Origin of the sequence: Corynebacterium aquilae DSM 44791 (assembly GCF_001941445.1) — a bacterium.
In the GTDB taxonomy this organism is placed as follows: Bacteria; Actinomycetota; Actinomycetes; order Mycobacteriales; family Mycobacteriaceae; genus Corynebacterium; species Corynebacterium aquilae.
In genome coordinates this window covers 1,702,685-1,717,721 of record NZ_CP009245.1, presented here as the reverse complement: position 1 = coordinate 1,717,721, position 15,037 = coordinate 1,702,685, and the positions used below count along the sequence as shown (strand labels likewise).

The 15,037-nt window shown below is 60.7% G+C and carries 12 protein-coding genes; 5 read left to right on the top strand and 7 right to left on the bottom strand.

Annotated features, from left to right (window positions below; translation table 11 throughout):
* The first annotated feature begins 336 nt into the window (after positions 1–336).
* Together miaA and dapF are read left to right on the top strand one after the other, a co-directional pair.
* The gene (gene miaA, locus CAQU_RS07255; RefSeq protein ID WP_425429705.1) at positions 337–1,296 is read left to right on the top strand and encodes a tRNA (adenosine(37)-N6)-dimethylallyltransferase MiaA; all 960 of its coding nucleotides are present in this window, start codon (positions 337–339) and stop codon (positions 1,294–1,296) included.
* Between the two features lie 55 nt (positions 1,297–1,351).
* Positions 1,352–2,239: a diaminopimelate epimerase gene (gene dapF, locus CAQU_RS07250; RefSeq protein ID WP_075726497.1), complete on the top strand. Its 888-nt coding sequence runs from the start codon at positions 1,352–1,354 to the stop codon at positions 2,237–2,239.
* 381 nt (positions 2,240–2,620) lie between these two features.
* On the opposite strand, the gene CAQU_RS07245 is transcribed toward dapF, so the two are convergent.
* Positions 2,621–3,202 carry a hypothetical protein gene (locus tag CAQU_RS07245; RefSeq protein ID WP_075726495.1) on the bottom strand — a complete coding sequence of 194 codons (582 nt, stop codon included), beginning with the start codon at positions 3,200–3,202 and terminating at the stop codon, positions 2,621–2,623.
* 85 nt (positions 3,203–3,287) lie between these two features.
* Positions 3,288–4,049, bottom strand: coding sequence for a hypothetical protein (locus CAQU_RS07240; protein WP_075726493.1), 762 nt, complete (start codon positions 4,047–4,049; stop codon positions 3,288–3,290).
* 136 nt (positions 4,050–4,185) lie between these two features.
* Here CAQU_RS07240 and hflX point away from each other — a divergent pair, with 136 nt between their 5' ends.
* On the top strand, positions 4,186–5,730 hold the full coding sequence (hflX, locus tag CAQU_RS07235) for a GTPase HflX (protein WP_075726491.1): 1,545 nt from the start codon (positions 4,186–4,188) through the stop codon (positions 5,728–5,730).
* Between the two features lie 106 nt (positions 5,731–5,836).
* The gene (locus tag CAQU_RS07230; RefSeq protein ID WP_075726490.1) at positions 5,837–7,120 is read left to right on the top strand and encodes a uracil-xanthine permease family protein; all 1,284 of its coding nucleotides are present in this window, start codon (positions 5,837–5,839) and stop codon (positions 7,118–7,120) included.
* Positions 7,121–7,197: 77 nt separating this feature from the next.
* Here CAQU_RS07230 and CAQU_RS07225 read toward each other — a convergent pair whose 3' ends face one another.
* The 4 genes from CAQU_RS07225 to CAQU_RS07210 all read right to left on the bottom strand — a co-directional run bounded on the left by CAQU_RS07225 (position 7,198) and on the right by CAQU_RS07210 (position 11,798).
* Positions 7,198–7,467: an HPr family phosphocarrier protein gene (locus CAQU_RS07225; protein ID WP_075726488.1), complete on the bottom strand. Its 270-nt coding sequence runs from the start codon at positions 7,465–7,467 to the stop codon at positions 7,198–7,200.
* 441 nt (positions 7,468–7,908) lie between these two features.
* On the bottom strand, positions 7,909–9,942 hold the full coding sequence (locus CAQU_RS07220) for a PTS fructose transporter subunit IIABC (RefSeq protein WP_075726486.1): 2,034 nt from the start codon (positions 9,940–9,942) through the stop codon (positions 7,909–7,911).
* A 114-nt stretch (positions 9,943–10,056) separates the two neighbouring features.
* Positions 10,057–11,022, bottom strand: a complete 966-nt coding sequence (locus CAQU_RS07215; protein WP_075726484.1) for a 1-phosphofructokinase family hexose kinase — start codon at positions 11,020–11,022, stop codon at positions 10,057–10,059.
* On the bottom strand, positions 11,019–11,798 hold the full coding sequence (locus tag CAQU_RS07210) for a DeoR/GlpR family DNA-binding transcription regulator (protein WP_084562888.1): 780 nt from the start codon (positions 11,796–11,798) through the stop codon (positions 11,019–11,021). The genes CAQU_RS07215 and CAQU_RS07210 overlap by 4 nt, the downstream gene beginning before the upstream one ends.
* Positions 11,799–12,028: 230 nt before the next feature.
* On the opposite strand from CAQU_RS07210, the gene ptsP reads away from it, so the two are divergent.
* Positions 12,029–13,720: a phosphoenolpyruvate--protein phosphotransferase gene (ptsP, locus tag CAQU_RS07205; protein WP_075726482.1), complete on the top strand. Its 1,692-nt coding sequence runs from the start codon at positions 12,029–12,031 to the stop codon at positions 13,718–13,720.
* A 121-nt stretch (positions 13,721–13,841) separates the two neighbouring features.
* Here ptsP and CAQU_RS07200 read toward each other — a convergent pair whose 3' ends face one another.
* On the bottom strand, positions 13,842–14,630 hold the full coding sequence (locus tag CAQU_RS07200; protein WP_075726480.1) for a DeoR/GlpR family DNA-binding transcription regulator: 789 nt from the start codon (positions 14,628–14,630) through the stop codon (positions 13,842–13,844).
* Positions 14,631–15,037 lie beyond the last annotated feature (407 nt).

Below are 15,037 nucleotides of genomic sequence, written 5' to 3'. Positions count from 1 at the left end.
GCCGAAACCCCCACGCCATCACAAATCAGCAACAACGCAGGGCAACGCATGAACTCTTCGCCACCGGCAACCCCCACCACACACCGCCCTACGCAGGGACGATCAGGCCGGGAAACACCGGTGCGAAGATAACACGACCAGTTTAGCCTGAACCGCACCATCATGGAGTGCACTCGCTCACAACACCACCGACGCACACAACCCCGACACTCCACCCCAAACCCGCCACCAACCCAGCCACCACACCGGATAAGCTAAACGCCAACACAGCACAGCCACGGCGCAGCATCACAGCACACCACGACAAAAGGGAGCCACACCACGGTGGACACCACAATCCCCACAACCACCTGGGCGCACTCACCAACCAACCTCGACGGCCTGCCGCGACCCATCGCCATCGTCGGTCCTACCGCCAGCGGAAAATCCGACCTCTCCCTCGATCTGGCCGAACACCTCAACGGCGAAATCGTCAACGTCGACTCCATGCAGCTCTACCGGGGCATGGACATCGGAACCGCCAAAGTGCCCCACCACCAGCGCCGCGGCATCCCCCACCACCTCTTCGACGTCCTCGAGGTGACAGAAACCGCCTCGGTCGCCCGCTACCAACAACAGGCCGTCGCCACCGTCGACGACATCCGCCGCCGCCACAAAACTCCCATCATCGTTGGCGGCTCCATGCTCTACGTGCAATCCCTCGTCGACGACTGGCAATTCCCACCCACCGACCACACCGTGCGGGCCCGCTACGAAACCATGCTCGCCGACCACGGCCTGCCCGCACTCCGCGCCCTGCTCCGCGACAAAGACCCCCACGCCGCCTCCATCATCGAAGAAGCCGACCCGCGGCGCACCGTCCGGGCACTCGAAGTCATCGAACTAACCGGCAAACCCTTCGCCGCCAGCCAACCCCCCATCAACCAACCCGCCCGCTGGAATACCGTGATCCTCGGACTGGCCACCACCCCGGAATGGCTCAACCCGCGCATCGACACCCGCACCCGCACCATGTTCGACACCGGGCTGATTGAAGAAACCCGCCACCTGGTCACCGCAGGACTCGTGGAAAACTCCACCGCCGGCCGCGCCATCGGCTACCTCCAAGCCCTGCAACATCTAGCCGGCGAACTCACCCTCGACGAAGCCATCGAAGCCACCATCTTCGGCACCCGCCGCTACGTCAGACGGCAACGCTCCTGGTTCAAACGCGACCCCCGCACCCTCTGGCTCGACGCCTCCAACCCCACCACCCCCCAAGCGCTGACTGCCCTCGGCATCAATCCCACCAGCTAAACCCCACACCAACACCAGCGCCACCCGCCCACACCACCCATGCGATAATGACCGCATGACTGCAGTTCCTTTCGCCATCGGACATGGCACCGAAAACGACTTCGTGATCCTGCCCGACGCGGCAGTACACCTCGACCTCACCGAAAACACCGTCCGCGCCCTCTGCGACCGACGCGCCGGCATCGGTGGCGACGGCGTCCTACGCGTCGCCACCGCCCAAGCACTCCTCGACGCCCACGTCATCGACAGCCTCCCCGACGGCGTATCCGGCGCGGACTGGTTCATGGACTACCGCAACGCGGACGGCAGCATCGCAGAAATGTGCGGCAACGGCGTCCGCGTCTTCGCCCACTGGGTACGCTCCCGCGGGCTAGTCACCACCGACACTTTCGTTGTAGGAACTCGCGCCGGCGCCCGCCCCGTGACCGTCAGCGACTGCACCGCACAACACGCCACAGTCACCGTCGGCATGGGCAACCCCCACATCCTCGGCACCACCAGCTGCACCGTCACCAACCACACCTTCTCAGGCCTCGGCGTCGACATGGGCAACCCCCACCTCGCCTGCGTCGAAGAAAACCTCACCCCCAAAACCCTCGCGGATCTTCCCATCGAAAAAGAATTCACCTTCGACCCAGAATTCTTCCCCGAAGGCGTCAACATCGAAGTCCTCACCCCGCTGGACACCGACGCCAACGGCAACCACAGCACCCACATGCGCGTCCACGAACGCGGCGCCGGCGAAACCCGCTCCTGCGGAACCGGCACCGTCGCAGCCGCCACCGCAGCCCTCGCCCACGCCGGAGAAACCACCGGAACTGTCACCGTGCACGTCCCCGGAGGCACCGTCACCGTCACCATCGACAACGGCACCAGCACCCTCACCGGGCCCTCCGTTATCGTCGCCACCGGCTCCGTCGAACTAGAAACCCTCAACCACTAACCCATGAGCGTTATTGGCAGTTCAGTAAACGCGCCTGTCAACCTAGTGTCGAGTGTGGCTCGATCCGGGCTCGTCGCTGGGTTCCGGCATGGCTCTTAGCCCCAATCGATCAATGATCGAAGGGGTTATGCCACCGGCAGTACAGACGTACTCGCGAAGCCAATAGGAACCTGGTACCTAAGAAGATCTTGGCGATGTGCTGCCCAAGCATGTGACGATTGCGTTCATCGCGCGGATGGATGAAGCTGGTGCTGTGGCAGTGAAGAGCACCGCGTGGTAAAACTCCCTACCTGTCGATAATCATCACCGATGTCGCTCAAAAGCCGCCCCAGAACATGCAATTGTCATAGGAGAACCCCCTCAAACTCCCGCCACTAAAAACTACCCCGCGTCCTCATCCCCAGGATCATCCCCACCCGGAAGCTCCCGGCCACGATGGGGGTCAACCCGGTAATCCGTACCAAGGCGAGCCGCCGCAATATAGGCCTCACGCCATGCTACCTGCAATGACGCAGTCCGCTCATCCGTAATCGTCAACAAGTGTTCAAGCTGATCCAAACTCGAACACGACGACATCCGAGCCGGCAAACGATGCAAAAAGCGTCGCGCAGCCTGATACTCAAAAAAGAACCGCTGAATCGGCTCCGAATCCACCCCAGGATCCATCAAGGCCGGCCGATACAACGTGCGATCCGCCAACATCTCCGGGGCCGGAGAATCACAAAAACTCTCATAGGCCCCCACCACCTCCTGCAGCTCCGTCGATGCCAGATACAACGAACGCTCCATCGACTGCGTCTGCTCCGGAGTTGGCCCCCGCAACAGCCACCACACCACCCCCGCCGCCAACAACGCAAAAAGCGGCAACGCATACATCCGCAACCCCGCCGAAAGCGCAATAAACAGGATCGACACGGCAAAGAACAACAACCACTGATCCCGACCACGAGGCGCCTGCATCATCACGCCCTCCTCTGCGCTGTCAACAACAAGTGCGCGGCCTTAAAAACAACCGCACACCCACGGCCACTACCGACAATCCTAAGCACTAATGAGTGCCACAACCCCCAGAACCACAACCACACCCATCAGAACCACAACCCCCATCGCCACAGCCGGCAGGCGGCTTAATGCTCCCCACCAACATCACCTTGCCCGCAATAATCGCGCCCGCTGCCGGCAACTCAGGCGCATCCGGCAAACACACATCCATCGGGAACGGTGCCACCACCTCAGCGTGAATAAAACGCTGATCAGTCAAAGTATTAAAACGATAACTTGCACTCAACACCTCCACCGCAATCTCAGCAGAGGCATCAGGAACCTGCGCCCCAGAACCCGCAGCCACCGTCGCAGCACCATGACTGACCACCAAACCAATAGCCTGGCCCCCAGCAGCACGGAAATCATCCGCCGAATCAAACACTGACACACTCACCCCCACAGCACTCAACGCCAACTGCTCCCACTGCAAAGTCGGCTCATCCACCAACAACGGACCCTGCGCCAAATTACAAGCCACTGTCGAAATAGGTGTGCCGTTATCCGTCACCAAGTCCGCCAAAGCCAACACATCATTGACCATCGTCACATGAGCATTCGCCGCAGTCGTGGACTCAAAACCCACATACGTAGCAAAAGGCTCTACCGCCAAAATGTTCATCTGGGCGCCAGAAGGATCAGAAAACTGCACCAGCTGGCCACCCCGCACCTCACCGGTAACCTGCAACCGCCCCGAAGCAATCGCAGCCTCCACGGCCTTCTGCCACGTGTCGAAGTTCATGCCAATACTCGCCAGTCCGTTAGTCATGCACCCATCTTAAACGCAAACACACAGCCCAATCCTCACCAGGCAACGCCCAAACCAGGCCACACAACACCACAAAACCCCCACAAAACCCCAACCATTGGCACCAACAGGCGCTGACATGGAACAATAGCCCCTAATGAGTGCAGATAATCACAATGCAAAAAGCGAACACGGCCACCTAGAAGACCTACTCGCACAAGCCCTCGCCGACAACGTAGATACGGCGAGCACCCAACGCGCCGACAACGACACGGCAAGCCTCGACAGCCTTCTCGACGAACCCACCACCGGTGACCTCGACCTCGAGGCTCGTTCCAGCCTGCGACGGCTAACCCGTGGCGCCAACATTCACGACACCGAACAAACCGACGGTTACGACGTCGAGTACCGAAAACTTCGCCTCGAAAAAGTCGTGCTCGTCGGAGTCTGGACGACCGGCACACTTGCCGAAATCGACGCCAACATGGCCGAACTCAAAGCTTTGGCCGAAACCGCAGGCTCCGAAGTGACGGAAATGCTGTACCAAAAGCGCGATAAACCCGACGCCGGAACCTACATTGGCTCCGGCAAAGTCAAAGAACTCAAAGAAATCGTGCAATCAACAGGCTCCGACACCGTAGTCTGCGACGGCGAACTGTCCCCCGGCCAGATGATCGCCCTCGAAAAAGCACTCGATGTCAAAGTCATCGACCGCACCATGCTGATTCTTGACATCTTCGCCCAACACGCAAAATCCAAAGAAGGCAAAGCCCAGGTGGCGCTCGCCCAAATGGAATACCTCATCACACGCGTGCGCGGCTGGGGTGGAGCACTTTCCCGCCAGGCCGGCGGCCGCGCCGGCTCTAACGGCGGCGTCGGCCTCCGCGGCCCTGGTGAAACCAAAATCGAAGCCGACCGCCGCCGACTGCGCCAAGACATGGCACGCCTGCGCAAAGAACTCGCCGGCATGAAAACAGCCCGCGATATCAAACGTTCCAAACGCCGCAGCTCCACCATCGCCCAAATCGCCATCGCCGGCTACACCAACGCCGGAAAATCCTCCCTCATCAACGCGATGACCGGTGCCGGCGTCCTCGTGGAAAACGCCCTGTTCGCAACGCTGGACCCCACCACGCGTCGGGCGGAATTGGCCGATGGGCGTGCGGTGGTGTTCACCGACACCGTCGGTTTCGTCCGGCACTTGCCGACCAGCCTGGTGGAATCCTTCCGCTCTACCTTGGAAGAAGTAGTTGACGCTGACTTGGTGCTGCACGTGGTGGACGGGTCCGATGCTTTCCCGCTGAAGCAGATTGATGCGGTCCGCGAAGTGATCGCCGAAATCGTGCGCGAAATGGATGTTCCCGCACCCCCAGAAATCATCGTCGTGAACAAGATTGATGCGGCCGATCCGCTGGTGCTGGCTGAGTTGCGCCACGCCCTTGACGATGTCGTCTTCGTCTCGGCGCATACAAAGGAGGGCATTCCTGAGTTGGAGGCCCGCGTCGAGTTGTTCCTCAACTCTCTCGACGCCCACGTGCACCTTCTGGTTCCGTTTACCCGTGGCGATCTCGTGGCTCGCCTGCACGAGCAGGGCACCGTCATCAACGAGACCTACCAGGAAGACGGCACTCTGATGGAGGTTCGCCTGCCGAGAAGCGTCGCCCAGGAACTTCAGGAATTTACCGTCGAGCCTGAACACTAAGAGTTTTTCCACCACGGGTCCGCACAGTCTTTTCGCGACTGGGCGGGCCCGTATTTGGGTTTGAGGGTTTGATTATCGGCTCTAGTGGCAGGAATAATCAGTCCTCGTGAAAAAATCCTGGGGTTGGACCGTCCACGGCGACGGCAAAACGATTAAGCCTGGCGCGGTTGTCGCGCCTGAGGAACGTCTCGGATGGTCGCGCACCATCGGAATTGGCATGCAGCATGTGATCGCCATGTTCGGCGCGACGCTGCTGGTGCCGACACTGACTGGATTCCCAGTCAACACCACGCTGCTGTTCAGTGGTATCGGAACCATGCTGTTCCTGCTCATCACCCGCAATCGGTTGCCTTCCTACTTGGGAAGCTCTTTTGCGTTCATCGCGCCGCTGATGGCCACCCAAGGCGACGGTATCGCGACGCAACTCGGCGGCATCATTGTCGCTGGCTTGGTGTTGATTGGAATTGGTGTCGTCGTCAAGGTTGCTGGTAAACGCGTCTTGGATGCTGTGATGCCTCCGGCGGTCACCGGTGCGATTGTGGCGCTCATTGGTTTGAACCTGGCTCCGGTTGCCGCCAGTAATTTTGCGGAGCAGCCGCTGGTTGCGGTGGTGACGTTGGCGACGATTCTTTTGGCCACTGTCGCTGGGCGCGGGATGGTTGCGCGTTTGGGCATCCTGATTGGTGTGGTGGTCGGTTGGGCTTTTGCCGCGCTGATTGGCGCGCTGCCGGAGGGTACTGCCGACACCATTGATGCTGCCCCGTGGGTGGGTTTGCCGACCTTCCATTCGCCTCATTTTGAAATCTCGGCGATTCTGGTGACTTTGCCGGTGGTGATTGTGCTGATCGCGGAGAATGTTGGCCACGTTAAGGCGGTGTCCGCTATGACTGGTCGGGACATGGACGATTTGGCTGGTGATGCTTTGATCGCTGATGGTTTGGCGACGACGCTTGCCGGTGGTTTCGGTGGTTCCGGTACCACCACCTATGCCGAGAACATCGGTGTGATGGCGGCGACCAAGGTGTATTCCACGGCCGCATATTGGGTTGCTGCCCTGACGGCTGTGGCTTTGGCTTTCATTCCGAAATTCGGCGCGTTGATCTTCACCATCCCGGTGGGAGTGCTGGGCGGGGCCACCCTGGTTCTTTATGGCTTGATTGGCATGCTGGGTGTGCGCATTTGGCAGGACAATAACGTCAACTTCAACAATCCGGTCAACCTCACAGCAGCCGCAGTTGCTTTGATTGCTGGTATCGGCAACCTGACTCTGACGGTTTTTGGGGTCGAGTTGGAAGGTATTGCTTGGGGTTCCGCCGGTATTATCGTGGTCTACCCGCTGCTGAAGCTGTTGTATGAGCGTTTGGGGGAGGGGCAGGGCGCTCGCTACTAGGCGTCGTGGTTTTGGCCCGATAGATTAAAGCAGCCTCGCACCGATGGTGCGAGGCTGCTTTTTGGTTCGTGTGCGTCTTAGGCGTCGAGGTCCTGCTCGATCAGAGCGGCGATCTTCTCAACAGCTTCAGCGTTGTCGGAGGTGACGACGACCTGGTCGCCCTGCTCTGCGCCGAGGGCCATGATCATCAGGGAGGAGGCAGCCTCGGTGGGATCCTCATCGTCTTCTTCACCGACGAGTGCGAGGAAGATGTCCTCGTCGTACTCGCTGGCAGCCTCGGCGATGATGGAGGCGGGGCGTGCGTGCAGGCCGACGGAGGAGCCGACGGTAACGGTCTTGGAAGCCATGTGGCAAACCTTTCTGAAATGTTTAGGTGGTGCGGTGCAGTTGTTGTGTAAATGTCGCAGGGCGCACCGTGTGTAATCGTTGCTTGTAGCGACCAGAATGTGACATCGTCGCGCTTCAAGCACGGTGTGTGATCCAGCCTAGTCCGATTGTGGTTTTGCTGCCACGTTCAAACATGCGGGCAAGGATCGTATGACCGTCCGGACAGGGGATCTGGACGGTATTTGTGTTTCTTTTCAACAGGGACTTTCCTGGAAAAGTAGTCTATGACGACGTCTTTTACGCTTTGCTGCGGGCAGTTTTTCTTCACCTGGTGCCGGTGGTCCGGGCGGTTTTGACCCTTGGTTTTTGTGCCCGAGTGTGTCCGAAAAGACGCAAGCTTTTTCGCTTTGTGCGCCGGGCCAGGGCGTTAGGACCCTGGCCCGGCTGGGCAGGTGTGGCGTTTATGTTGCCGGGGTGGGGGTGGCTGCTTTTTTGTTGCCGAGCTGCTTCAAGATGATCACGGCTGCTGCCGAGACGAGTGTGCCGGCGGCGATGGCAACGATGAATCCCCACCAGGGGCTGATGGCGAATAGGACGAATAGGCCACCGTGGGGTGCGCGGGAGCCGACGCCGAGGGCCATGGACAGTGCGCCGGTTACGGCACCGCCGGCCATCATGGCGGGAATGACGCGGAAAGGATCGGCGGCGGCGAAGGGGATGGCGCCTTCGGAGATGAAGGACAGCCCGAGCAGCCATGCGGATTTGCCGTTTTCTTGCTCTGCGGGGGTGAAGAGGTTTTTGCGGACGAAGGTGGCGACGGACAGGGCGATGGGGGGCACCATGCCGGCGGCCATCACTGCGGCCATGATCTTCATGCTGGCTTCGTCACCGGTGGACAGGCCGGCGGTGGCGAACAGGTAGGCGGCTTTGTTGACGGGGCCACCCAGGTCGAAGCACATCATCAGGCCGAGGATGATGCCCAAGAGCACTGCGGAGGATCCGGACATGGAGTTCAGCCAGTCACCCAGGCCGGTCATGATGTTGGCCAGGGGGCGTCCCAGGAGGAGGAACATCAGTGCGCCGACTAGCAGTGAGGTCAGCAGCGGGATGATGACGACGGGCATGAGGGAACCGACGATGCGGGGAACTTTGCGGGAACCGATCCACAGTGCGATGACGCCGGCCAAGATGCCGGTGACCAGGCCGCCGATGAAGCCGGCGCCGAGGGTGACGGAGATGGCGCCGCCGACGAAGCCGGGGGCGATGCCTGGGCGGCCGGCCAGGGCGTAGGCGATGTAGCCGGATAGGGCGGCCACGATGAAGCCCATGGCGGCTTGGCCGATGGCGAACAGGACTGCGCCGATGTAGAGGCTTAAGCCGGAGTGGTCGAAGGTCATCAGTGAACCGTCGACCATGACGTCGTGGGTGGGCAGGTTCGACAGGGAGTATTCGGTGGCGATGGTTTGCCACCCGTTGGCCATGTCGTATCCGCCGAACAGGAAGCCCAATGCGAGCAGCAAGCCGCCGGCTGCGACGAAGGGGATCATGTAGGACACGCCGGTCATGACGGCTTGCTGGATGCGTTTGCCCCAGCCGAGGGAGGAACCAGCTGCGCTGGATGCGTCTTCGCTGGAGGAGGCTTCCGTGGTCGCGGCGGAGACTTTGGTGGCGTTGGGGTCGGTTGCGGCCGCGATGGCTTCCTTGATCATCACTGCCGGCTCGTTGATGGCGCGTTTAACGCCTGATTCGATGACGGGTTTACCGGCGAAGCGGGCCTTGTCTTTGACTCCGACGTCGGTTGCGAAGATAACGGCGTCCGCTGCTGCGATGATGGCCGGGTCGACGGGGGTGACTGCGGAGGAACCTTGGGTTTCTACGACGAGTTCCACCGCGTCCATCTCGGCTGCGGTTTGGGTGAGAGAGTCAGCGGCCATGTAGGTGTGTGCGATGCCGGTGGGGCAGGCGGTAATGGCGACGATCTTGGTGACGCCGGCGCCTGCCGGGGTGCTGGCAGCCGGGGTGGCGGTGGTGGCGTCCTTCGCGGGGGGATGGACCACGTCGGTGACCAGGGCGACAATCTCCTCGGCGGTGGTTGCTTCGCGCAGGGATTGGACGAAGGTCTTTCGTACGAGAGCCCGGGCGAGTTTCGAGAGGATTTTCAGGTGGGCTTTGCCGCCGCCGGCAGGTGCCGCGATGAGGAAGATGATGTCGGCGTCGCCGTCGGGGCCGCCGAAAGCGGCGGGCTGTGCCAGGCGTGCGAAAGCCAGGGTGGGTTTGGTGACTGCTTCGCTGCGGCAGTGGGGGATTGCTACGCCACCGGGGACGCCGGTGTCGGATTTGGCTTCGCGGGCTAAAGCGTCGGTGGCGAGAAGTTGCGCGTCGGTCGCGCGTCCGCTGGCGGCGACGAGGTCCGCGAGGTGTGGGATGACTTCTTGGGGTCGCGCACCGAAATCGACGTCGAGTGCAACGAGGTCTGTGGTGATGATCTGTGTCACGGGGACACTCCTCAGGTGTGGTGGTGGCCGTTGGCCGGCGGGAAGGGTTCCTCTAGTGGGAATGGGCGCTGGCGCTGGCCGCTGTACAGGTGTTTATTGAAAAGTAGAGTGCTGTCACAGTCGGGTGACGCGGACGTCATGTGCATGAACGTCGCTGGGGGCTGGGATCGTGGTGCCGGGCATGCTGGCGGCCGCGGACCCATAGGCGACGGCTTGTGCGATGGCTTCGGACTCGTCGGCGCCGCGGCGGCGGGCGAGGACGTAGCCGGCTAGTGAAGAGTCGCCGGCACCGACGGTGGAGACCACGGTGATTTTTGGCGGTTGGGCGTGCCAGGCACCGTTGGCGGTGACCAGTACTGCGCCGGCCGGCCCGAGGGTGACGAGGACCTCTTTCACGCCCCGGGCGACAAGATTTTGTGCCGCGTCGACGACGGGTTGGAAGTTGCCTTCCATGGCGTCTGCTTCGAGCTGTTCGCCGTCAACGCCGGCGATTTGTCCAAGCTCGATGGCGTTGGGCTTCATCAAGTCGGGGCAGTTGTCGCCACCGAGTGCTGTTGCGAGTGCCATCAACGGGGTATCGGAGGTATCCACGGCGATGTGCACGTGGGGGAGATGGCTGCGAAGTTCGGCGGTCAGTTGGGCATACCAGTCAACGGGGGTTCCGGGAGGAAGGGAACCAGCCATGACGACCCATTCGGCTGCCGTGGCAGCCCCGACGATGAGTCCTTCGAGCTTGGCGACGGTGGCGGCATCCAGGTGGGGGCCGGGGCCGTTGAGCTTGCTGGTGGTCCCGTCGGGTTCGGTGATGGTGATGTTGGTGCGAACGCGCCCGTCGAAGAACACCGCCTGATAGGGGATCTTGTCGTCGGCGACGAGCTGCAGGAAGGGGTCGGTGCCGGAGGACGGGAACACAGCGAGGGTGTCCACGCCGGCCAGGGCGCAGGCGTGGGAGACGTTGATGCCTTTACCGCCGGCGGTGCCGGTGGTTTGGGCGAGCCGTTGCACCGTTCCGGGGCGGAGGGCTTCGCTGAGCACCAGTGTTTGGTCGGTGGAGGGATTGGGGGTCAGTGTCAGGATCATGGAATGAGGACCTTGATGTTGTGGGCCTGCAAAAGTTGGATGTGTTCCTCGCTTAAGCCCGCGTCGGTGACGATGACATCAATGTCGTCGAGTTGGGCGAAAGTAACGAGGTAGTCCTCGTCGAATTTGGAGGAATCGCACAAAAGAACGCAGGTGTTGGAGTTACGCACCATGGCGCGTTTAACGCTGGCTTCGGCGGGGTCTGGGGTGGATAGTCCGTGCCCGGAGGAAATGCCGTTGGTGCCGATGAAGCAGTAGTCGGCCCGTAGGTTGCTGATTGCCTCGGAGGCTTGTTCCCCGACGACGGCTTGGGTGTAGGCCTTGATGGTGCCGCCGATGAGGTTGACTCCCGACATGCCGCCGCTGGCAAGGGTGGCGCCGGCGGGCAGGGAGTTGGTGACCACAGTCCAGCGTTGGGAGTTGTGCGCGGCGAGAAGTGCTTCGGCGAAAGCTGCGGTGGTGGTTCCTGCATCGATAAGGATTGATGCATTGTCTGCGGGGAGCAGAGTGACAGCTGCTTGGGCGATGGCGAGTTTCTCGTCGGAGTGTGAGTGCTCGTTGTGCCAGTAGGAGGTTTCCTGTTCCGCGTTGGCGGTGTGGGAAACTGCGCCGCCGTGAACCCGGGAGACTAGGCCCTGTTTTTCCAGGTAGCTTAGGTCTCTGCGGATTGTTTCGGGGGTTACTTGGTATCGCTCAGCGAGGTGGGCCACGCTGCCGTGGCCGACCTTTTGAATGTGATCAGCGATTGTGGACCGCCGCTCCCTTACTGTGAGCATTGTCACCTCCATGTCTGTGGTGTGCTAGCGCCACATGTTTGCCATGTGGCTAAACCCGGTCGCATGAGAGGGTTTAGCCACATTTAAGCACAGAATGTGTGAAAAATGTAGCGAAATCCCACAAAAACCTGTGGGAAATCCAACATTTAGTGTCCGGTTGTTGCCGATCGGCCCTGTCTGAAAGGTGGTATGTTGGAAGAAACCCACAAAGTGAGGACAGGAACGCACCCATGAACGATGTGACCTCCGATACCGTCATCAAGGGCACTGCAGTTGTGCCCGGCATTGCCTTTGCCGACGCTGTTTGGATCCGCCCCCGCCCTGAGCTCCCCTCCGCAGGCCCAGTTGTTGCCGAGGATCAGCGCGAAGAAGAACACAACCGCTTCCTTGCAGCCGCCGATGCTGTTGCCGCTCGTCTCGACGAGCGCTCCAGCAAGGCCGAAGGTGCTGCCAAGGAAGTTCTGTCGGCAACAGCCGGCATGGTCCGCGACCGCGGATGGCGCAAGGCTGTCAAGAAGAACATCACCTCCGGCCACCCCGCTGACTACGCGGTAGTCGCCGCGACCACCAAATTCATCTCCATGTTTGAGGCTGCGGGTGGTGTGATGGCCGAGCGCGTCACTGACCTGCGCGATATTCGCGACCGCACCATCGCAGAGCTGCGTGGCGAAGAAGAACCAGGCTTGCCCCAGGTGGACGGTCCGGTCGTCCTGTTCGCAGACGATCTTTCCCCGGCAGATACCGCTGCCCTAGACACCAGCCTCTTCGTTGCCCTGGTCACTGAACTTGGTGGCCCGACTTCGCACACCGCGATCATCGCCCGTCAACTCAACGTGCCTTGCATCGTTGCGGTTGGGGAGAAGCTGAAGAACATCTCCGCCGGCGAAAAGGTTCTCGTCGATGGCTCCCTGGGAACCATCACCACCGGCGCAGACCCCGCCCAGGCTGAGGCCATGGTTGCCGAATACAAGGAGTTCGCAGAGCGCGTCGCCCAGTGGCGTGGCCCCGCACAAACCAAGGACGGCCACCGCGTCCAACTCCTCGCGAACGTGCAAGACGGCAATGCCGCCCGCGTTGCAGCCGCCACCCAGGCGGAAGGCATCGGTCTGTTCCGCACCGAAATGTGCTTCCTGTCCGCCACCACCGAACCCTCGGTCGATGAGCAGGCAAACGTATACAAGAAGGTGCTGGAGCGTTTCCCCGAGTCCAAGGTTGTCGTTCGCTCCCTGGATGCCGGATCCGACAAGCCCGTCGCCTTCGCCACCATGGCTGACGAGATGAACCCCGCTTTGGGCGTGCGCGGTCTGCGCGTTGCACGCGCCAACGAGCCGCTGCTGACCCGACAGCTTGACGCTATCGCACAGGCTGCCCAGGAACTCGGTCGCGACGACAATGCTCCCACCTGGGTGATGGCCCCCATGGTTGCCACCACCCGCGAAGCACGCTGGTTCTCTGAACTGTGCAAGGAGCGTGGCCTGACCCCGGGTGCGATGATCGAGGTTCCCGCTGCCGCACTGATGGCAGACAAGATCATGCCGTACCTGGAGTTCGTCTCCATCGGTACCAACGATCTCACCCAGTACACCATGGCAGCCGACCGCATGTCCCCGCAGCTGGCTTACCTGACCGACCCGTGGCAGCCCGCCGTGCTGCGACTGATCAAGCACACCTGCGACGAAGGCAAGCGCTTTGACACCGCCGTCGGCGTGTGTGGCGAAGCCGCCGCTGACCCGCTGTTGGCTTGCGTTCTCACCGGCCTGGGTGTGAACTCCCTGTCCGCCGCCTCCACCGCCATTGCCGGCGTAGGTGCACAGCTGGCAGACGTCACCCTGGAGACCTGCCAGAAGGCCGCTGAGGCAGCCCTGGACGCCGAGGGTGCTATCGCCGCACGCGAAGCTGTGCGCGCAGTCATCAAGGGCTAACCCCCGACAAAATAGCGGTGTGGCCCCTCGATAAGTTTCGAGGGGCCACACCGCTATCGCCATAACAAAGGGGTGTTGCTCTCATACCGCGAAAGCAACACCCCGCCGAAGGCGATGAAAACTACTCGCCAGGCTCAGCGATCACAACCTCAATGCCCCGCTCACGCAACGCATCAACGAACGTCGACGGGGCACCCTTGTCAGTGATCACAACATCGATATCGTCCAACGTGGCAAAGCTCACCAAGTAATCGCAGCCCATCTTGGACGCATCGCACAACACGACAACTTTACGGGCGTTGATAATCATTGCCCGCTTCACTGCGGCTTCCTGCGAATCCGCAGTAGACAGGCCGTGATCCAGAGTCAAGGCATTGGTGCCAATAAAAGCCACATCAGCCCGCATCAACGCCAGCGTGCGCAAAGCGGTATCACCAACCACGGCTTGAGTAATGGCACGAACACTGCCACCCAGCAACTGGACCTCATCGAGGCCAGCAGAAGCCAAGTTCAATGCGATGGGAAGGCAGTTGGTCACAATCGACCAATGGCGGGCCTGAGAATTTTGAGATAACAAGTCTGCAAAAGTCGACAACGTGGTGCCCGCATCAAGGAACAGGCCGCCATGGGCCTGCGGCAAATAACGTAGCGCGGCGTGGGCGATCGCATTTTTCGCTGTCGATGCCGACTTACTACGAGCATCCACAGTGAACTCAGTCGTCTGGAAATTCTGGCTCGCTACTGCACCGCCATGCACTCGGTGCACCGTGCCCTCTTGATCCAAAATCGCCAAATCGCGACGAATCGTTTCAGCCGTGACATTAAACCGGGCGGCGAGCTCCGTGACATTGACGCGCCCTTCAACAGCGGTCAGGGAAGCGATCTGGCGACGGCGTTCCTCTGCGTACATGGTGCTCCTAGCGGTGAAATAAACATGAGGACAAAAAATCAAAACATCGGTGCACCTGAGAATCTGTGCATGTGCCCGAATCCACTCTCTAGTTTGTCATGAATGCCCGATTTTTTGGGGCCAGTCGGGTGTGATCTGACTGGGATTATCGCCACATAATCCAACAGATACGGAATGAAACAGGAGGGATGTCCACCTATAACTGCTGATAAACCCTTGTATTGTTTCTGATTCTGTGTCTTTCGTCCGCGATGATTCAAATAAGCTAGACCAGCAGAACTACCCCTATGTGGGGGTGTATTTTTTGTTTGGTGCGGTCTTTAAAAACCACATGGCGCTCCCAAGAGATGCCACACGAAAAACCCCTTCCGAAACCCAGGTCGGAAGGGGTAGAAGAATGCTAAACG